Origin of the sequence: Oceanobacillus sp. FSL W7-1293 (genome assembly GCF_037969815.1) — a bacterium.
In the GTDB taxonomy this organism is placed as follows: domain Bacteria; phylum Bacillota; class Bacilli; order Bacillales; family Amphibacillaceae; genus Oceanobacillus; species Oceanobacillus oncorhynchi.
Genome location: NZ_CP150212.1, coordinates 548,413 through 567,814 on the forward strand (window position 1 = coordinate 548,413; position 19,402 = coordinate 567,814).

The window sequence follows — 19,402 nt, forward strand, 5'->3', positions numbered from 1 at the left end:
CTTTTTCCATTATAATAGGGAGAAGGCAACGTTTTAAAAGAGAGGATATCTTAAAGTGCGAAACAGATATATTTATTGTGATTCATTTGGTAATCCTAATGAAGTATTAAAAATAACAGACAAAGAAATCACTCCCCCTGAAGCAGGAGAAGTACTTGTACGCATGTTAGCCAGGCCAATTAACCCATCAGACTTAATCCCGGTAAGAGGAAGCTATTCACACAGAATTCCTCTGCCCTATATTCCGGGCTACGAAGGCGTCGGAGTTGTAGCGGATGTTGGTGCTAATGTCAGCAAAGAGCTAATAGGCAAGCGTGTTTTACCATTACGGGGCGAGGGGACATGGCAGGATTTTGTCCGGGCGCCAGCTGCATTTGCTGTACCTGTGCCGGAATCCATTAATAATATACAGGCTGCGCAACTATATATTAATCCTTTGACGGCGTGGGTTACGCTGACAGAGATATTGAAATTACAGTCAGGTAGTGTGCTTTTAGTTAATGCCTGTGGGTCAGCGATAGGACTTTTATATGCGCAGCTTGCAAGAGTTTTAAATTTACATTTGATTGCAGTTGTGAGAAATGATAAACATACACAGAAACTTTTAGAGCTTGACGTTTCTGAAGTGGTAGATACCTCAAGCCAATCGCTTTTTGAAACGGTGATGGACAAAACAAATGGAAAAGGAGCCGATGCGGCAATTGATTCATTAGGAGGCAGTGCTGGTTCCGATTTAGCTGGATGTTTGCGCAATCAGGGACATTTTTTAAGTATCGGCTTGTTGTCTGGACAGCAGATGGATTGGGGAGCCTTTGCAGATAAAGTGAAAATGAATATTTTTCATTTAAGACATTGGAATAAAAAGGTAAGTCAGGAAAAATGGCAGGGGACCTTCCAGCAAATCTTCAGGCTTGTGGAGAAGAAAGAGCTGCTGCTGGGTATTGAGAAAGCAAATTATGATTTGGCAGATATAAAGCAGGCATTGGATACACTTACCGATGGCAGAAAGGGTAAAGTAATCTTATCCAGCAGCTGAAGATGTTTTTCCGATAAAACCCGTTTCTTTTTTGTCGAGTGATTCACCGGAGAAGTCTCTATACTTGAATCAATGGAAGGAGGGAAAGGAAATGCAAAGCAGCATGAACGAAGCATTACAGTATATTGAGGAGCATCTGGATACAGAAATCGATGAGAAAGAAATTGAAAAAATTACTGGTACGTCGATTTATCATTTCCGGCGTATGTTTTCTTTCTTAGCCGGGATGACGCTGACTGCCTATATTCGTAATCGGAGGCTTTCCAATGCAATGTTTGATCTGCTGCGAGAGGATGTTAATGTGACAGATACTGCCTTTAAGTATGGTTATCATTCTGTCGATGGTTTTTCCCGCGCATTCCGGGAATGGGCAGGATGTAAACCTTCTGAAGTGAAGCATCAGCAAAAGCAGCAGCTTAAAGCTTTTCCGAAACTAACCTTCCAACTAACGATTCAAGGAGGAGCAGATATGAATTATCGAATTGTGGAAAAAGAAGCATTTAAAATAATTGGTGTCAGTAAGAGAGTGCCAATGCAGTTTGAAGGAGTTAACCCAGAAATTGAAAAGCTGGCGCAAAGTATTACGGAATCTCAAAAAGGCAAAATGCATGAGCATGCTAATTTAGAGCCTAGACAAGTAATTAATGCTTCGTATCATTTTGATGAAGGCAGAATGAAAGAAGAAGGATATTTAGAGCATATGATTGGTGTATTGACAGATGAAGAAGGACCGTTTGGCGGGCTGGATGTGCTGGAGGTACCTGCCCATACTTGGGCTATTTTCTCTTCACAAGGACCGTTCCCTCAAACGATGCAGGAAACATGGGCAAAAATTGCTGCTGAATGGTTTCCTTCCTCAGATTATGAACTAGTCAAAGCACCAGAGATTTCGTTTGTAGAAGATTATAGCAATCTTGATAATGTGTATAGTGAGATTTGGATGGCTGTGCGGAAAAAAGGTTAGAAAGAACATTGACATGAGAAAAAACGAGGTGCTGCTTTAGAGCGCCTCGTTTTTCATAATGATGCTATTTGTTTTGGGGATACATAAAGGATGCTTCCATCATGATATGTTAACCCTCCAAATTATAATCAACCCACATCCCGTAATCCGGAAATGTAAGCAGGGATGAATTTGGAAAAAGCAGCTGAACATCCTCCACATCATCACTGACTATTTCATAATAGACGGTTCCTTCCAGCGTTTCACCTGGACCAATTTTCCCCTCAGGTCCCTCATATAAATCTTCAACAGGTTGTCCATCGATTACAAGATGCACAGAACTGTTTGCTCCTTGACCATCTACCAGGCCTTCTACATGCGGCTGCGGAAATTTATGATATAAAGTTACATCTTCATCAAGTTGATTTTCAAATGTCATATCAACAGCAAGGACAGATTCCGTTTCATCTCTTAAATCAAGATTTTCATTCCCTTCATTGATTTCCACATTGCTGATATTCACCTTAAAAAATGTATCTTCTCCATAATCGTTTAAATACATGTCTTCTCCAATATCATAAGTGCCGATTTGATCTCTGCGCTCATCCTGAGGAGTGTGGAAAACAATTTCAGGTATATCCTGCATGAAATTCCACATCAGTGCACCGGCGTAGAGTGATTTTTCATCTGCCGCAACGGCTCCGACCAAATCCATGGATTCGCCTTCGTCTAAACTTTCCTGGAAAGACGCCAGCTGGTCAGTGAATGTATTGTTTTCAGGGTAACTTAAATCAAGGTCGAAACTTCCATTAAGAGCTGCATACTCCGGTATAACGTCCCCCATATTAATGGAACGATCCCCGATATTTTCTACGGTATAATCAACAAACGCAACGGCGTCATCCTCTGATGGGGAAGCGATACTTTCTTCAATAAATGCTTGATGATCATCTCCGTCCTCTATCCATATCTCATTAACGGTAATTTCTGCAGGGACACCAGAACTGTATCCCTCGATTTCAAATGTTTCTCCCATTTCATGATAGAGCTCAGAACCTTCTGATTCATCATTTGTAGCTTCTTCCCCCGTACCGTTAGCCGCTGTATCTTCCGTCTCTTCATTTTGATCTGCTGCGGCGCTCGAGTCTTCGTTGTTTTCATCGGAATTAGAGCTGCATCCAATCATCAAGACTGCGAAAGCAATGAATAAAAGGAGCGTTCGTAAAAAACCTGCTGTTCTTGCTGTTTTGTACATTGCCGTACTTCCTTTCTTAATAATTTTTAGAAATTTGAGCAAATAATCCTTTGTTCTTACCTTATCATTTAAAGACAATGGCATCAAATAATTCTAAAATATGTGAATAATATAATTATGTTATGGATGTCCCAAAAGGGCAGTATATGATAAAATTTTAGTATATAAAATGAACAGGAGCTGTTAGGCATGATTAAACATATTGTACAATGGAATCACCGTGAAAATTTTAGTGAAGCAGAGAAGAAGACCAATGCGGAGAAAATTAAGAACGAGTTAGAGAGTTTAAAAGAGAAGATAGATGGTGTTGTTTCTATCAAAGTCATTATTGATCCGCTGGCGACAAGTGACCGTGATATTATTCTGGATAGTGAATTTGAAACGGAAGAAGCGTTACAGCAATATCAAATACACCCGGAGCATGTCCGTGTATCCGAATTTGTAAAGGAATGTGTGCAGGATCGAGTTTGTGTAGATTATCAACTATAAGCATAGATAGAAGCAGTGTAGAAAGGTTTTCTATGCTGTTTTTTCCTATGTCGCAGCAAGTATACATAAAATGAATCAATGAAAGGATGCAGTTGGATGAGTGATAAATGGCTAGAGTGGGCAAAGCAAATCCAGTCGTTAGCACAGGCAGGATTAACTTTCACAAATGATATGTATGATAAAGAGCGGTATGAACAGCTGCGTACCTTAAGCATCGAGATGATGAACGAATATACGGACCACGATTTTGAATCTATCCGTGATTTATTTGCTAATGAAACAGGATATCAGACTCCAAAAGTAGATGTGCGGGGCGTGATTTTCAAGGATAATCGTATTTTAATGGTACGTGAAAAGATTGAAGATGCTTGGGCATTGCCGGGCGGTTTTTGTGATGTCGGTGAATCTCCAAGAGAAAATGTTACTAAAGAGGTTCAGGAAGAAGCGGGTTTTCATGTTGAAGCCAAGAAGCTGCTGGCTGTTTTTGATACGAATAAGCATGCGCATCCGCCACAGCCTTACCAGTATTATAAATTATTTATTCAATGCGAGATTATCAGCGGGAAAGCCAGCTTAGGCATGGAGACTAAGGGGATTGATTTTTTTGCAGAGGATAACCTGCCTAATCTTTCATTAAACCGGAATACAGAAACACAAATCAAACGTTTATTTGAATTTTTAAGAGACCCGGAGAAACCGGCATTATTTGATTAATACCATACGGATGAAGCATTGCTTCTTGGGAAGAAGAGAATATTTCTGCTGTTCTAAATTTCTTGTAAAACATGTCCATGTCCTTTAGAATAGGGATGTTTTCTTATATGATGAGGTATGCACAGGAAGAAAAGAATTCCTGGCAATCTGAAAGTAAATGGAATAATCAAAAGTGGAAACACATTGATATAGAAGCAAAAAGGAGAGTAGACATGGACCGGACGAAATTAAGCTCGGAAAGTAATCGATTTATCGAAAAACTGCGGCTGTATTTATTTTCTCAAGGGATTGAGCAATCGGATATTGAAGATGTTGCAGATAATCTGGCACAGCAGCTTTATGAGATGGAACTGAATAATGAGCCGATTGAACAAATTACCAATCAATCCCCACAGGAATATGTAGACAAGCTGAAGAAAGAAGTGGAAGAAAAAAAGAATCCGTCGGTATCTTGGCTGATACCTTATATTCTGATAGGCGCGATTGTTTTTATGCTGTTTGGGGATGCCTTACGCGGGGTATTATATGGAGAAATTGTAGCATACAGCCTCTTTAGAATCCTGAGTACTGTGGTTATTGGACTATTATTTATCATTGGTTCTGTATTTGCGGTGCGGTACACTTCTGGAAATCAGTTATCTGAATCTAGGAAATATGGAATGCTCGCTATTCCGGCAGTGATAGGCATGCTTTTATTTATAGCGGCTTATTTTATAGATGGTTATGTGGAAACGTCGCTGGTTACGATTCCATTCGCAGGTAGTATGATTTTATTAGGAGTTGTAACAGCAACAGCGATACTGCTGTCTGTTTGGGCGAAAACATGGATATTGCCCGTTATTTTAATAGCTTGGAATTTTCCGCCCTTGATTTTGGAAAATACACCGCTTGGAGTGGATATGCAAGCGTTTCTGGGTATCATGTTAACGGTGTTGATTGTAGGGGCTTATATTTATTTAGAGTTTCAAGAAGAAAAATAGCTGTAACCAGACATATTTTGTTAGAATGTAAGCAATGGAAGATAAGCAGGAATCAAAATAGATAAGAGGTGCTTGAAGTGAAGGGTTACTTGGCAAATGGTTTATTTTCGATGGGTGATCGATATGTGAATGAACAGCTGGCAAAGGCGATTCGTGAGGCTGTTCCAGAGATAGACTTATATCTCCCGCAGGAAAATGCGGCAATTAATGATAAAACGGCTTATGCCAATAGTGAGATTATTGCAGAAGCAGATTTATCCAAATTGGAAAAGAGTGATATTTTAATCGCAGTACTGGATGGTGTAGAGATAGATTCTGGCGTAGCTGCTGAGATTGGTGCTTTTTCGATGTTGAACCGTCCGATTGTCGGTGTATTTACGGACACCCGTCAGCAGGGCAGAGATAATCAGAAAAAGATAAATGCGCTTGTGGAAGATGCTTTAGAAAATCAATTTGTTTATCGCAATTTATTTTTAGTAGGCTTAGTTAAGCGGAATGGTGTGATTACCTCTACGATAGAAGAGGCTGTAGAAGCTGTACTAGAGGTAAAGGATAGACAGCTATAATGCTTTTTAGAGAAAATCAAAATCGTCCTTCATGCTGCTATGTTGGGCGGGCTTGATTTTCTCTTTTTTATTGATGTCCTCCATCCTATATAATGAATAAACAGAAAATGTTGAAGGAGAAGGGTTATGTCAAAAACAGAGAGAATCACCTTAAAGCTTTTATCCGAAGAATACATGGATCGGCTGTATCAATTTGAGCTTCCAGAAGAGCAGCATCAATTTACTGCGCTGCCGGAAGAGGTCGCTGATCTGGCTGAAGGTCAGCATGGCGTTATGATTATGAATCACGAGGAGCCGGTGGGTTTTTTCCTGCTGCATCAGACAGACCGTGTAAAAGAATACACCAATAACCCTCATGCTATCCTTTTGACTGCGCTATCTATTGATCAAGCTCATCAACGCAAAGGGTATGCCAGAAAAGGAATGCGGTTACTGGAGGATTTTGTGAAGGATACATTTCCTGAATGTGATGAGATCATTTTAGCAGTTAATCATAAAAACACAGCTGCACAAAAGCTTTATCAGCACGTTGCATTTGCAGATACGGGTATACGAAAAGAAGGTCCTAAAGGAGAGCAATATATTCTAGCTTTAAAGCTCAGGTAAATCGAGTAAAAAATAGTCCTGTTTCTAGCTATTGTAAAAAACAGGACAATTGTATTGTTATTGAAAGAAAGTAAAAGAATAGAATGAAAAATCAGTTCTTTTTCCCTGTTGATTTCCAATCTCGCTATGCTATTTTTAAAAGGAAAAGATGGGAGGAAGAAAATGAAAAAAACACTTGGTTTGATAACAGGAATGATACTGGCTTTATTTGTACTGGCTGCGTGTGGAAATGATGAAGGTAATGAGAATAATGCTTCTGACAATGAACAGGCAGAGGAAAGTGAGCAGGCTGAAGGTGGTGAATCTGCCAGCGATGGAGAAGAGGGTACAGAAGAAGAGCAAGAGCAGGAAGAACTCCAGCCGGGCGATGTAGAATCAGATATATTTTCCGCGCTTGTGGCAGGTTCGGAGACGTATTCTGTTCAGGAAAACGGCGTTGATATTTTAGAAGATGGTTCTGTACATAGCCGCTTAAAGGTAAATCTGGAGATTGATGATGATGACATTGATTTTGATTATATGAAACAAACCGCAGAGGATGATACGGAGATAATTGGAGAATTATTAGGGGAAGTGGAAGCCGTTGAAACAGCTGAACTGACGTGGTTATTTAATTACCATGGTCCGTTTTACACCTTTCAATTAGAGCGGGATGGCGATAAATTAATGGTTACAGAGGAAGATTTTAACGGAGACCAATTAAATGAGCATATAGAATCGTATGTCCCTGCGTCAGAAGTAGAATAAGATTTAGATTATCTGCAAATATAGAATTCATTGCTCCGACAGGCGGCGAGACACCTTTTTCAAGCGTGTAAAAGGTATAATCTAAGTGAGGAGGAAACGAATATGAGTAACGTATTTACTGCATACGAAAGTACGATAGCCGCTGTTTCCGAACTGAAAAAAGTAGAGGAACAGACATTGAACACTCCTATAAAAGAAGATGCCTGGTCGATAAGAGAAATTATTGGTCATATGTATTATTGGGATGACTACAATCTCCATAATATGGTTTCCCAAATGCATCCAGAAGCGAACCTGCCGGCATTTCCGAATCACGATGCACAAAATGAAAAGGCGATTCAATCGCTTGAGGGAAAAACCGTTTATGAAATAATAGATTTATTTATGGAACGGAGGAAGCAGCTGTTAGAGAAGATTAGAACGGTTGATAAAAATGATAGATTTACCATCGGAAGCGGAAAGCGGAAATTTTCAGCAGAGAGCTTCCTTAAAATGTTCACAAAACATGATGAGCATCATTTAAAACAGATAAAAGATTTTCTGGCTGCGGCTTAAGCGGCAAAAAGCGATCCGGCGGGCAGGTTGATTCATTGCTTGTTGGATCGCTTATTTTTAAACAGCCTATTATGGCAAAGGGCGCTTATTGTATGAAAGCATTCATTTAAAGTTAGCATATACTTTCAGCTTCCCGATGGTTTCAAAGCCGAGCTTTCGATAAATACCCTCCGCTTCCGGAGAGGCTTGTAAGGTACAATATTCAGCCCCTGCAGCTATAGCAGTCTCTATCAGATGATACATCAGCTTTGTACCCAATCCGCGTCCTCTTTCCTTTCTAACACAGCAATATCATAAATTCCTGCTGCGTTTTCCGTAAACAATAATGAACCAATAGCAACCGGTTTGCCCTGGTAATAGCCAAGAAAATGCTGTGACTGTTTATGATCTGTAAAGCTATGCTGTGCAGCACGATGAAAATAATGATTGATTTGTTTTTCTTCCGCTGTCTCCTCATACAGGCTGGCCAGAATCCTACCGAAAGTAATCAGTTGTTCTGGAGCAGTAACTTTTTTAAATTGAATCGTTGTGTCCTTATGAGGCCCCCCCAGGATGAAAAGCTGTCAAATCAGCAATCATTCCTAAATAATCTGTTTCGTACTCAACTAACCCAGCTTTTTTAAACATACTGATTATCTCCGGTTGGTCTTCCCATCCCCATACATTCATGGGGTATCCTTTAGTTTCGTACATCTTCACTATTTTCTGAAAATGTTCCAGTTGGGGAAACGGGGTGTCTTCGGATAACGTGATTACATTAAAATTATAAGAGGGGAGATGGGCGTCGATATAAGTAAAGCCGTGTTCTTCGTAAATTACAGCTTCTTCTGTTTTACTTGCAGCTGCTTTCGATTTTTCAGTTAAGTTATGCATCATGATTTGCTTCTGTTCTTTCTTATCCATCATCCCACGTCCTTTTCTGACAAAAGATTGTTCTTATTTTATCAATGGTAAGCTGACTGTGTCCATGATTCCTGAAAAGAAATTAAATCATCCCCTTGACAATACCTGCGAGGGGTATGTTATGATGGGTATAGAACGTAAGGGAGGTTAGAAACATGGCTAACGAAACGATTCAAGTTCAAGGTATGTCTTGTCAGCACTGCGTGAGTTCTGTTGAAGGTGCTGTAGGCGGACTGGACGGCGTAGATACAGTGAACGTTCATCTTCAGGAAGGTAAAGTGGATGTTGCCTTTGATGAAGGGAAAGTAAAGTTGAACGATATTACCGAAGCAATTGAAGACCAAGGTTATGATGTTGTTTAAATAGGAACACATCTAATTTAGAAGATTTTTCGGATATTTTTATATAGATCGTGCGAGAGATTCCGCACGATCTCCTTTATAAATAATTACATACCCTGTATAGGTATGGGAGGGGCTTTAAATGGAAGCTAAAAAAGAAGTCACATTGCCTATTGAAGGAATGACATGTGCGGCTTGTGCTACCCGAATTGAAAAAGGCTTGAAGCGGGTAGACGGTGTAGAAGATGCCAATGTTAATTTTGCGATTGAAAAATCAACGATTCACTATAATCCAGAGCAAACATCGGTAGCGGATTTTGAAAAGAAAATCGAACAGCTCGGCTATCATGTTCAGCATGAAAAGCAGACCTTCGATGTAGAGGGAATGACATGTGCAGCTTGTGCGAATCGGATTGAGAAACGTTTAAATAAAATAGACGGCGTGACAGAAGCCAATGTCAATTTCGCATTGGAAAATGTGGCGGTTGAATATAATGAAGATCAAGTAACGTCCCAGGATATGATGGAGGCTGTGAAGAAGCTCGGATATGCCCTTAAACCTCAGGTATCCAAGGAAGAGACGTCAAACCGGAAAGAAGAGGAGATTCGTCATCAGACCGGAAAATTTATCTTCTCCGCTATTTTGACGTTCCCGTTATTATGGACGATGGTGACGCATTTTTCCTTTACATCGTTTATTTATTCACCGGATATGCTGATGAATCCATGGGTGCAATTAGCGCTGGCCACTCCCGTGCAGTTTATTGCAGGGAAGCAGTTTTATGTAGGGGCTTATAAGGCACTAAGAAATAAAAGTGCAAATATGGATGTGCTCGTTGCTCTAGGGACATCGGTAGCCTATCTCTATAGTATTTTTCTCGGAATAGAGTGGCAGATACAAGGTGCAGCCGGCATGCCTGAACTTTATTTCGAAGCTGCTGCGGTGATTATTACGTTAGTTCTGCTTGGGAAATTATTCGAGGTACGTGCTAAGGGACGCACTGGTCAGGCGATTAAAAAGCTGTTAGATATGCAGGCAAAAACAGCCCGTGTTATCCGTGACGGGGAAGAGCTGGAAATTGCCATTGAAGAAGTAGCTGTCGGCGATCAGGTTATCGTCCGTCCAGGAGAGAAAATACCTGTTGATGGAGCAATTGTCAAAGGAAAATCAGCAGTGGATGAGTCAATGATTACCGGTGAAAGTATTCCGATTGATAAAAACATTGGGGATACTGCAATTGGTTCTACCATCAATAAAAATGGCATACTGACAATCGAAGCAACGAAAATTGGAAAGGATACCGCACTAGCGCAAATTGTAAAAGTCGTCGAGGAAGCGCAGGGAAGCAAAGCGGATATTCAGCGGGTAGCAGACCGTGTATCTGGAATCTTTGTCCCTGTAGTTGTCAGTATTGCGGTTGTGACATTCCTTGTCTGGTACTTCTTGGTTGCTCCAGGAGATTTACGTGCAGCTTTAGTTCCTGCGATTACCGTTCTGGTTATTGCTTGTCCATGTGCACTGGGACTGGCGACGCCGACATCGGTTATGGCCGGCTCAGGCAGAGCTGCGGAATTAGGCGTTCTGTTTAAAGGCGGAGAGTATCTAGAAAATACACGTATGATTGAAACAATTGTACTGGATAAAACGGGAACCGTCACCAAAGGAGAGCCTGCTTTGACAGATGTTATTCCTCAAGGAGATATTACCAAGGAGGAGCTGTTAAAAATGGCAGCTTCTGCTGAGAAGCATTCGGAGCATCCGCTTGCAGAAGCCATTGTTAAAGGTGCAGAAGAAGAGCATATTGATTTAATCGAAACGACAGATTTTGAATCGGTGCCCGGAGCAGGTATTCAAGTAACCTGGGAGGGAGAGCCTCTCTATATTGGAACAAGAAAATTGATGAAGCAGCAAAATATCGAAATTGGTTCCATCGAAGAAAAAATGACGGAGCTTGAAGCAGCAGGAAAAACGGCAATGCTTATTGGCTATAGAGGTACACTGACCGGAATGGTTGCTGTTGCCGATACAGTAAAAGAAACATCAAAAGAAGCAATTGAACGTTTGCATGAACAAAACTTGGAAGTCATCCTGCTTACAGGAGATAATGAAAGAACAGCGCAGGCCATTGCCAAAGAGGTTGGTGTCGATCGTGTCATTGCAGAGGTCTTGCCAGATCAAAAAGCAGACGAAATTAAACGTCTGCAGCAGGAAGGCAAAAAAGTAGCAATGGTAGGCGATGGTATTAACGATGCTCCCGCCTTGGCAATTGCCGATATTGGAATGGCAATTGGTACAGGAACCGATGTCGCCATAGAAGCAGCAGATGTGACGCTGATGCGCGGTGATTTACACAGTGTGGCTGACAGTATTGAGCTAAGCGCCAAAACAATGCGGAATATCAAGCAAAATCTATTTTTCGCCTTTGCCTATAATTCTGCATCTATTCCAGTTGCTGCGATCGGGCTATTAGCTCCTTGGGTTGCTGGCGCAGCGATGGCGTGCAGCTCTGTATCCGTTGTGCTCAATGCACTCAGACTTCAGCGGTTGAAGCTGAAAAGGGAGGCGTAATCGATGTCGATTAAAAAATGGGTGAGTATAGGGGTTATCTACGTATGTGTTGTTGTTATTGCATATGGCGTGATTACAGGGAATAATCCATTTGAAAGCAATGATTTAGAGCCTCATGATCATGCCGCAACGCAAGTTGTAGAAGTAAATTCGACTGATTTTATATAGAGATAGATAACAGCCTGTATTCTTTCATCGAGAATACAGGCTGTTTTTTTATTAGGAAGATGTCCAGCTTCCTCCATTAATATGAATAGCTTGTCCAGTCATATAAGAAGCTTCTTTGGAGGCAAGCATCACATAAGGCCAAGCGTGCTCTGATGGCTGACCGGGCCGTCCCATTAAAGAATCTTGTCCAAATTGTTCCACTTTCTTTTCGTCAAATGAAGATGGAATCAACGGTGTCCACACAGGCCCAGGAGCGACGGTATTCGCTCGAATTCCTTTTTTAGCAAGACTTTGTGCAATACTTCTAGTGAAAGCAGTAATCGCCCCTTTGGTTGCCGAATAGTCCATTAATGTGGCATTTCCTTTATAGGCATTGATGGAAGAGGTATTAATGATTGAATCTCCTTGTCCCATATGCGGAACAGCTGCTTTCGTCAGATAAAATTGCGAGAAGAAATTCACGCGGAATACTTCTTCAAACTGTTCAGAAGGAATATCTTCTACATTTTCCTGATCAAATTGGATGGCAGCATTATTGACTAAAATATTGATGCCGCCAAATGCTTCTACTGTTTTTTGGACTAAATCAATACAATGAGCTTCTTCTTTGATATCTCCAGGAAGAAGGAGACATTGGACGCCCTCTGCTTCGACTAGCTCTTTCGTTTCCTCTGCATCTCCGTGCTCATCTAAATAAGAGATGGCCACATTTGCTCCCTCTTTCGCGTATAAAATAGCAACAGCACGGCCAATTCCGCTGTCACCGCCGGTAATCAGCGCATGTTTTCCTCTTAGTTTATCTGTACCGGTATAGTCTGTTGGCTGATGCGGGAGCGGGTTCATTTTCGATTCAATTCCCGGCTGCTTATCTTGTGTTTGTCTTGGTGTACTGCCTTTTTGCATTTCTGTCGGTTCCATCATACGTTCCTCCCTCTTTTCAGTTTCCAAGTATGTATCAACATTTTTCCACTTATGGGCGTTTTATAAACATTTTAATTTGAAAAGGCATATCAAAGAGATGAATAGAAGCTGCAAGTTTTTTTAAATTTTAATTGTATCAAATTAGAAGAGAGCTGACTTTAGAGAGCGCGGAGCAGGAGTATTCTTTTCCTTTTAACTCATATCATCTTTTATACAATTAAAGCTCTTCATGATAGCACTATATGATGATGTAATATATAATATTCTATAGATATGAAATATTATATTCTATATTTATAGAATATATGTTAAGATAGAATAAATAACATACGAGGAGTGGTCAAGTGGATGTTCTGCAAACAACAAGCAGAGAAAGAGAAACGTATCAAGTCAAGCTCCATTATTCTATTTTGTGGGAATGTGCGTTAGGAATTGCGGCAATAACAAACACGAGGCTGCTGGATACTTTAGATAAGCCTAAAGAATATTGGGGGCAGATAAGAGAATCAATTTCCACAGCGTTATCGGAGGAATTGGAATTTGTTGAAAAAAATAATACGTGGAAAGCATTGCTCCAGATACTTCATCAGCAGGAATTTTCAAGTCTAGAAACGTTCGAGCAATATGTACAAGGTTTAACAGATACAGAGCTGAAGTTTATCTGCCTGCCTTTTGTCGGAAATCATTATCAAGCCTATCGGGAGAAGGCTGCACAAGGGGAAATGAAGGCAGTCAAAGAGCTGATGCGCGTTACGGGGCATAACCCGTTCTTTCCAACATATATCGAATTTATCAGTATCTGTGAAGCGGGATCTTTAAAAAAGCATCTGATAAAGGTAATGAACAGCTGGTATCAAGAAGTAGGGAAGGAGAAACAGCAGGATACAGAAGCTATTTTAGAAAAGGATTATCAATCAAAAAAAGAGAGACAGCAGAAAGTGTCTCCGGAGGAACTAGTGCAATGGGCGACCGGCGGGGTGACTTATATACCCGAACCAAATGTACATACTGTCTTATTGATTCCTCAATATATTTATCGTCCGTGGAATATTGAGGCAGATATCGAAGGAACCAAAGTTTTTTATTATCCGGTTGCGAATGAAAGTGTGTCTCCAAGTGATCGATATATGCCGGATTATTTTCTCGTTCAAAAATATAAAGCATTAGGTGATGAGGTACGCTTGAAAATGGTTAAATTATTATTTGAACATCCAAGGACGCTGCAGGATATGACAGAAAGGCTGGACATCGGAAAATCGACAATTCATCATCATTTAAAGATATTAAGAGCAGCAAAAATCGTAGAAATACGCGATTCTAAATATTGCTTGAAAAAGAATGTATTTTCCCTTTTAGCAAAAGAATTTGACTGGTATCTGGAAAAATGAAGGGGATAAAGTGGAAGGAAACATCCATTTTTAAGAATAAATCTTTTCTGTCCATATGGATTGGCAACGGTATTTCAGAGCTGGGCGGTGCTTTTGGAACCTTTTGTAACTCCATTTTGATTTATCAATTAACAGGATCCACCTTGGCACTGGGGAGTATGTGGCTGTTATATTTTATCCCTTCTCTGGTGCTCCAATTATTTATTGGCCCGTTTATCGACCGCTGGAGCCGTAAGCGGATATTGATATTCTCCCAGATGGCAAGAGGCTTCGTCTTTCTTGTGCCGCTGTTTGCTTTATGGACAGAATCGCTTTTGCCATGGCATATCTATTTCGTGCAGATCATCATTGGCTTAATTACACCGCTGTATGTGCCGGCAAATCAGGCAATAACGCCTTCCATCGTGGCAAAGGGAAATTTGGAAACAGCGAACGCCTATTTGGAAGGGACAGCACGGCTCATGACCTTTACCGCTCCTTTTTTAGGGGGAATCGTGATTGAATATCTGGGTGTCTTGCCTACGATGGTTCTAGTAAGTACATTACTTTTGTTAAGCGGTTTCACATTACTTTTTATCCAGGAGACGAGAATCCAGCAAAAAACAAGAGTGCCGTGGATAAAGGATTTTGCAGAGGGTATCACTTACTTTTTTAGAAAACGGGTGATTGTCTGGTTAGGAATATTTCTTGGCTTTGTCCAATTTGGTGTTGGGGTGACAATGGTTACGACGCTTCCTTATATAACAGAGGAGTTATCTGGAAGCTACGCAGCATATGGTTATTTTATGGCTGGTTTTCCTGTTGGGTTTATCTTAGGATCTATCCTGGTCGGTAAGATAAAGTATAAAAGCCGGAGAAGACTCATGCTCGGCGCTTTATTTATCGGCGGACTGACCTTTGTATTTCTATTTTTTAATACAAGCATTCTATTGGGAATTCTGACGGAGGTAATAGGCGGAGTAGCTATGGCTGTTTTCGGGATACATAATACGACAATCTGCCAAAAAATCATTCCGCATCATTTAATGGGGAAAATATTCTCTGTGAGGCTGTTGATTATTCGGTGTATGATGCCATTAGGTGTTCTGGCTGGCGGTTACTTAAGTGACATGTGGGGCGTCCGGCCATTATATTTATTGATAGGAATGGTGATAAGCACCACCTCTTTATTGGGAATCTTGCTTCCGTATTTTAAATTTATAGATGAAGATGCAGACAAAGAAGAGGAAGCGACTCCGGCTTAAAAAAGAAGCTGTATGAAACGAGATTTTCATACAGCTTTCTTCCATCATGACTGTATTCTATTCCTTCATCATTGGCTGGAACGCTTTACAGCTCGCGTATCGACTTATCCGCTAATTGTATGACCGTCATATCATCCATCGGCGGATTATGCAATCCGGCACGGACATCACGGTAATAGCGTTCAAAATTATTTTTCAGCTCGAGGCTTTGCGCGCCGACAACACGCATGGCAAGGTCTACACCTTGGAAGGCTTTATTGGTGACAGACAGCTTGACCGCTCCTAATTCCGGCCCCATTGTATTTCTGGTTTCTTCATTGCCTTTATCCCACTTATCCGCAATGGCATGGAGAAAGTATTCAGATTCTAGTAAAAGAAGCTCTAAATCGCCCAGTTTTTGTTTCACATTCGGCAGTTCGGATATCGTCCCTTTGATACTGTTTGGTGAATAGCTTGTAGCAAAGGCGACAGCATCTTTTTGAGCAGCCTGTGCGATGCCGAGATAGCATGCCGGTATATGCAAGAGCCAGCCTGCTGGTTTTCTTTTCTGATTGGATATGATTTCAACGAGATCTTCTTTCTCTAAATGAACCTCTTCTAAAACGAGATCATGGCTGCCAGAACCGCGCATCGCAATCGAATCCCATGTTTCTTCTACGTTAACACCTTCCAAATCATGCTTTATCAGGAAGTTACCGACATCATCTGTTCCATCAATGGACGCACTGACGACAAAGTAAGTTAGGATTGGAGACAGTGTTGTAAAGGTTTTTCGTCCGGTAATCACCCAGCCGCCGTCATTTTTGACAGCAGTTGTTTCCGGTTTTCCGCCGCGCGTCGGGCTTCCGGTTGCCGGTTCTGTTGCGGCATTGTTTAATAATGCACCATTTTCGATAACATCCTTGATAACCTTCGAATACACCTGTTCGTCCCAGGGCTTACTTTCCCCTAAATGCTTCATAATCCCCATATGCCAGCCGATAGATAATGCAGTTGACCCATCTGCCCGGGCGATAATTTGCTGATAGGTAAGCAGTTCATCCAGCGGAATCCCCGCTCCGCCATCTTCCTTAGGTACAGTGAGTGCCGGGTAACCGATTTCTTGCAAGTCTTTAAAGTTTTCATATGGAAAAGCGCCGTCAGGAAGCTCTCGGACACGTTCTCCAAAAGGCTCCACTGTTTTAGATAAAAGCTGGATCCGCTCCTCTTTTGTTTGTAATGCTGTTAAATGACTCATACCAGTATTCCTCCTTGAAAAAGACAAAGTATATTCATCAGATTTGTTTTGTTTATATTATTTCATTGTTTGCAGAATAGTTCAATTATCTTGAATGGGCCGAAATATATTTTGCGCCATAAGGGACACGATGGAGTTATTTATAGGAGGATGCTTAACAATTAGCTAAAATGGGGTAAACTTATAGAGGAGATATAAGAACGAGGAGTGTATACAATGAAACAAGATCCTAATCTAACCCCGTTACCAGACGCATTTTATCAGTATCCGACCTTACAGTTAGCAGAAGAATTGCTTGGTTGCATTTTAGTAAAGCAAACGGAGGAAGGAACAAGCGCTGGATATATTGTAGAAACGGAAGCATATCTGGGAAATGCTGACAGAGCAGCGCATGGATTCGGAAATCGGCGAACGAAACGAACAGAGATTCTCTATGCAGAGGCTGGAATGACCTATACGCATCTCATTCATAATCATTGCTTAATCAATGTAGTCAGTGCGGAGAAGGAAGTTCCGGAAAGCGTATTGATTCGGGCAGTGGAGCCTTATACAGGGATCGATCTGATGCTGGCACGCCGTCCAGTGAAAAAATTTCAAAACTTAACAAGCGGTCCAGGCAAACTATCGCAGGCTTTAGATATTAATATGGGAGATTATGGACGGTCTCTCAAGGAGCCGCCACTATTTATTGCGGAAGGGAAAAAGCCGGAGAAAATAAACCGCGGTCCGCGGATCGGTATCGATAACTCAGGAGAAGCCAGAGATTATCCCTATCGCTTTTGGGCAGCCGGCAATAAATTTGTTTCTAAATAATCCTTAAAATTCCCGTTATCATTTGTACGATAACGGGAATTTCTATGTATATATATTGAAATAAGAAATTATACTTCTGTTTATCTTATAAAAGTGACGAAATGATGATAGAAATAGTAACTAGCGGAAGAAAAACACGGAGACTCCTGTGGGAAAGCGCAATGGTTTTCGGTGGGGCGAGTAATCGCAGTCCCAGGGTGAAGACCCCGCAGAAAAAAAGCGAACTTCTTTTTTTCTACCCGCGGGGCATAAGTGCGACTTTGCTTCTGTCTGCGCCTGACGGCTTGCCAATCAGCAAGTCTTCTTTAAAGGAGATGAGCTCGGGGCCCACGGAAAGCGTAGTGTTTTTCTGGGGTTGCGATTACTCACCCCATGAAACCCGTTGTAGCGGCAGCTATAATATTAATTTCAATTTATATAGTAAGAAGACAATTACAGATAACCCGATAGTCTAAACAAATCTGGAAATGGATGGTTTGAGGAAAATATATACTTACATTATAATAATACTAGGTTTTGAATAAGACATGGCAGCTTAAAATGGTAGGCTGATTATGTTCATAATAGAGAATGTACACAGGGGAAGATTTTGTCTAAAAAATATGCAGAGGAGCATGCGGCATGAAACAGATAGACATTGCAGTAACGGGGATGGGCGCTGTCTCGCCATTTGGCATGGGAGTACCCGCGTTTTGGGATAATTTAATTGCGAATCATTCTGCGGTAAGGGAAATAACCGATGAAAATATAAGAAAGTGGACAAAGGCAGGAGCTCGTGTACCTGATTTTGAAGTGTCTGATTTTCTATCTAAAAAGATTATCCGAAATACGGATTATTTCACCCAGCTGGCTTTGATAACAGCAGATGAAGCATTAAAGGATGCCGGATTGTTAAAAAATGATGGAGAATCCTTCATAGATGGGGTAGACCGAAATCGATTCGGAACAGCGATTGGAACAGCCTTTGGCGGGATTCAGTCGTTGGAGCAGGCGTCTGAAAAATTAGCGACGGGTAAAGCAAAAAGAGTCGGACCGCGTATGATTTCTAAATCGATTCCGAATGCAGCGGCAAGTACGATATCGATTCAATACGGATTCCGCGGTCCGTCGAATACATATGTCACTGCATGTGCTGCTTCGGCTAATGCTATCGGAGAATCTGCTTACTGGTTTTTCCGTGACGATGTGGATTATATTCTTGCTGGAGGCGTGGATAGCTTATGGTCCAATGTCTTTTTATCCGGTTTAGGTGATGCGGGCGCATTGGCATCAAAAGGTCCTGAAGATATTTCCACATGGTCCCGGCCTTTTGATGCAGCGAGGACAGGAATGGTTATGGGAGAAGGAGCAGGTTTATTTGTTTTGGAACCGCTGGAGCGTGCCAAAGCAAGAGGAGCGCATATATACGCAACGTTAAAAGGCTATGGAGCTTCGAATGACGCGTATCATGACACCTCTCCTGACCCGGAAGGAACAAGTGCTGCATTGGCAATCGAGCGGGCGCTCCGATCCGCACAGTTAAAACCGGAGGAGGTTGACTATATTAATGCGCACGCAACGTCGACTCCGGCTGGAGATATTGCAGAGACGAAAGCATTAAAGATGATATTTGGAGAGAATTTGGATAACATGCCGGTCAGCTCCATTAAAGGCAGCGTCGGGCATTTATTAGGAGCGGCTGGAGCCATTGAAAGCATTGCATCGATTAAGGCAATAGAGACGGGAATATTGCCGGCAACCCTTCATTCAGAAAATAGGGACGAAGCGGCTCCGCTGGATATTGTTCCAAATGTAAGCCGCAAGCAGCAAATCCAGACAGCAATGAGCAATTCCTTTGGTTTTGGCGGACAAAATGGAATTGTGATTTGGCAGGCACCTCAAGGTTAATCGGGCAAAAGAGGAAACGAATAATGAAATGGAGAGATAA

The 19,402-nt window shown here is 41.4% G+C and carries 20 protein-coding genes and 1 pseudogene; 16 read left to right on the forward strand and 5 right to left on the reverse strand.

Going from position 1 to position 19,402, the window contains the following annotated elements:
* The first annotated feature begins 55 nt into the window (after nucleotides 1-55).
* Both MKY65_RS02830 and MKY65_RS02835 read left to right on the forward strand, forming a co-directional pair.
* Nucleotides 56-1,036: a zinc-dependent alcohol dehydrogenase family protein gene (locus tag MKY65_RS02830; RefSeq protein ID WP_339182187.1), complete on the forward strand. Its 981-nt coding sequence runs from the start codon at nucleotides 56-58 to the stop codon at nucleotides 1,034-1,036.
* A 91-nt stretch (nucleotides 1,037-1,127) separates the two neighbouring features.
* Nucleotides 1,128-2,000 carry an AraC family transcriptional regulator gene (locus MKY65_RS02835; RefSeq protein ID WP_339182189.1) on the forward strand — a complete coding sequence of 291 codons (873 nt, stop codon included), beginning with the start codon at nucleotides 1,128-1,130 and terminating at the stop codon, nucleotides 1,998-2,000.
* Nucleotides 2,001-2,109: 109 nt separating this feature from the next.
* Here MKY65_RS02835 and MKY65_RS02840 read toward each other — a convergent pair whose 3' ends face one another.
* Nucleotides 2,110-3,234, reverse strand: coding sequence for a hypothetical protein (locus MKY65_RS02840; RefSeq protein ID WP_339182192.1), 1,125 nt, complete (start codon nucleotides 3,232-3,234; stop codon nucleotides 2,110-2,112).
* A 189-nt stretch (nucleotides 3,235-3,423) separates the two neighbouring features.
* On the opposite strand from MKY65_RS02840, the gene MKY65_RS02845 reads away from it, so the two are divergent.
* From MKY65_RS02845 to MKY65_RS02875, 7 genes are all read left to right on the forward strand, one after another.
* The gene (locus tag MKY65_RS02845) at nucleotides 3,424-3,723 is read left to right on the forward strand and encodes a Dabb family protein (protein ID WP_193062717.1); all 300 of its coding nucleotides are present in this window, start codon (nucleotides 3,424-3,426) and stop codon (nucleotides 3,721-3,723) included.
* Between the two features lie 96 nt (nucleotides 3,724-3,819).
* Complete coding sequence (locus MKY65_RS02850) at nucleotides 3,820-4,437, forward strand: NUDIX hydrolase (protein ID WP_339182195.1); 618 nt, start codon at nucleotides 3,820-3,822, stop codon at nucleotides 4,435-4,437.
* Between the two features lie 107 nt (nucleotides 4,438-4,544).
* Nucleotides 4,545-5,417, forward strand: a complete 873-nt coding sequence (locus MKY65_RS02855; RefSeq protein ID WP_339182197.1) for a hypothetical protein — start codon at nucleotides 4,545-4,547, stop codon at nucleotides 5,415-5,417.
* A gap of 77 nt (nucleotides 5,418-5,494) precedes the next feature.
* The gene (locus MKY65_RS02860) at nucleotides 5,495-5,983 is read left to right on the forward strand and encodes a nucleoside 2-deoxyribosyltransferase (RefSeq protein ID WP_339182199.1); all 489 of its coding nucleotides are present in this window, start codon (nucleotides 5,495-5,497) and stop codon (nucleotides 5,981-5,983) included.
* Nucleotides 5,984-6,109: 126 nt separating this feature from the next.
* Entirely contained in the window at nucleotides 6,110-6,589 is a 480-nt protein-coding gene (locus MKY65_RS02865; RefSeq protein ID WP_339182200.1) for a GNAT family N-acetyltransferase, read from the forward strand.
* Nucleotides 6,590-6,751: 162 nt separating this feature from the next.
* The gene (locus MKY65_RS02870) at nucleotides 6,752-7,336 is read left to right on the forward strand and encodes a hypothetical protein (protein WP_339182203.1); all 585 of its coding nucleotides are present in this window, start codon (nucleotides 6,752-6,754) and stop codon (nucleotides 7,334-7,336) included.
* A gap of 102 nt (nucleotides 7,337-7,438) precedes the next feature.
* Nucleotides 7,439-7,891, forward strand: coding sequence for a DinB family protein (locus tag MKY65_RS02875; RefSeq protein WP_339182205.1), 453 nt, complete (start codon nucleotides 7,439-7,441; stop codon nucleotides 7,889-7,891).
* Between the two features lie 102 nt (nucleotides 7,892-7,993).
* On the opposite strand, the pseudogene MKY65_RS02880 reads toward MKY65_RS02875, so the two are convergent.
* Both MKY65_RS02880 and MKY65_RS02885 read right to left on the reverse strand, forming a co-directional pair.
* Nucleotides 7,994-8,158: pseudogene (locus MKY65_RS02880) on the reverse strand (GNAT family N-acetyltransferase); the annotation flags it as partial.
* 267 nt (nucleotides 8,159-8,425) lie between these two features.
* On the reverse strand, nucleotides 8,426-8,797 hold the full coding sequence (locus MKY65_RS02885) for a hypothetical protein (protein WP_339182207.1): 372 nt from the start codon (nucleotides 8,795-8,797) through the stop codon (nucleotides 8,426-8,428).
* A gap of 152 nt (nucleotides 8,798-8,949) precedes the next feature.
* On the opposite strand from MKY65_RS02885, the gene copZ reads away from it, so the two are divergent.
* The 3 genes from copZ to MKY65_RS02900 all read left to right on the forward strand — a co-directional run bounded on the left by copZ (nucleotide 8,950) and on the right by MKY65_RS02900 (nucleotide 11,872).
* Entirely contained in the window at nucleotides 8,950-9,156 is a 207-nt protein-coding gene (gene copZ, locus MKY65_RS02890) for a copper chaperone CopZ (RefSeq protein ID WP_339182209.1), read from the forward strand.
* Nucleotides 9,157-9,277: 121 nt separating this feature from the next.
* Entirely contained in the window at nucleotides 9,278-11,704 is a 2,427-nt protein-coding gene (locus MKY65_RS02895; protein ID WP_339182212.1) for a heavy metal translocating P-type ATPase, read from the forward strand.
* Nucleotides 11,705-11,707: 3 nt separating this feature from the next.
* Nucleotides 11,708-11,872, forward strand: a complete 165-nt coding sequence (locus tag MKY65_RS02900) for a hypothetical protein (protein WP_339182214.1) — start codon at nucleotides 11,708-11,710, stop codon at nucleotides 11,870-11,872.
* A 51-nt stretch (nucleotides 11,873-11,923) separates the two neighbouring features.
* Here the strand turns inward: MKY65_RS02900 and MKY65_RS02905 are convergent, their stop codons facing one another.
* Nucleotides 11,924-12,790, reverse strand: a complete 867-nt coding sequence (locus tag MKY65_RS02905) for an SDR family oxidoreductase (protein WP_339185091.1) — start codon at nucleotides 12,788-12,790, stop codon at nucleotides 11,924-11,926.
* A gap of 347 nt (nucleotides 12,791-13,137) precedes the next feature.
* Here MKY65_RS02905 and MKY65_RS02910 point away from each other — a divergent pair, with 347 nt between their 5' ends.
* Together MKY65_RS02910 and MKY65_RS02915 are read left to right on the forward strand one after the other, a co-directional pair.
* The gene (locus MKY65_RS02910; RefSeq protein WP_339182217.1) at nucleotides 13,138-14,181 is read left to right on the forward strand and encodes a metalloregulator ArsR/SmtB family transcription factor; all 1,044 of its coding nucleotides are present in this window, start codon (nucleotides 13,138-13,140) and stop codon (nucleotides 14,179-14,181) included.
* Nucleotides 14,178-15,425 (forward strand): MFS transporter, encoded by a 1,248-nt coding sequence (locus MKY65_RS02915; RefSeq protein WP_339182218.1) that lies wholly within the window; start codon nucleotides 14,178-14,180, stop codon nucleotides 15,423-15,425. Before MKY65_RS02910 ends, MKY65_RS02915 begins: the two co-directional genes overlap by 4 nt.
* Nucleotides 15,426-15,510: 85 nt before the next feature.
* On the opposite strand, the gene MKY65_RS02920 is transcribed toward MKY65_RS02915, so the two are convergent.
* Nucleotides 15,511-16,662, reverse strand: coding sequence for an acyl-CoA dehydrogenase family protein (locus tag MKY65_RS02920; protein WP_339182220.1), 1,152 nt, complete (start codon nucleotides 16,660-16,662; stop codon nucleotides 15,511-15,513).
* Nucleotides 16,663-16,878: 216 nt separating this feature from the next.
* Between MKY65_RS02920 and MKY65_RS02925 the strand changes: the two genes are divergently transcribed.
* Entirely contained in the window at nucleotides 16,879-17,475 is a 597-nt protein-coding gene (locus tag MKY65_RS02925; protein ID WP_339182221.1) for a DNA-3-methyladenine glycosylase, read from the forward strand.
* A 621-nt stretch (nucleotides 17,476-18,096) separates the two neighbouring features.
* Nucleotides 18,097-19,362 carry a beta-ketoacyl-[acyl-carrier-protein] synthase family protein gene (locus tag MKY65_RS02930; protein WP_339182223.1) on the forward strand — a complete coding sequence of 422 codons (1,266 nt, stop codon included), beginning with the start codon at nucleotides 18,097-18,099 and terminating at the stop codon, nucleotides 19,360-19,362.
* Nucleotides 19,363-19,402 lie beyond the last annotated feature (40 nt).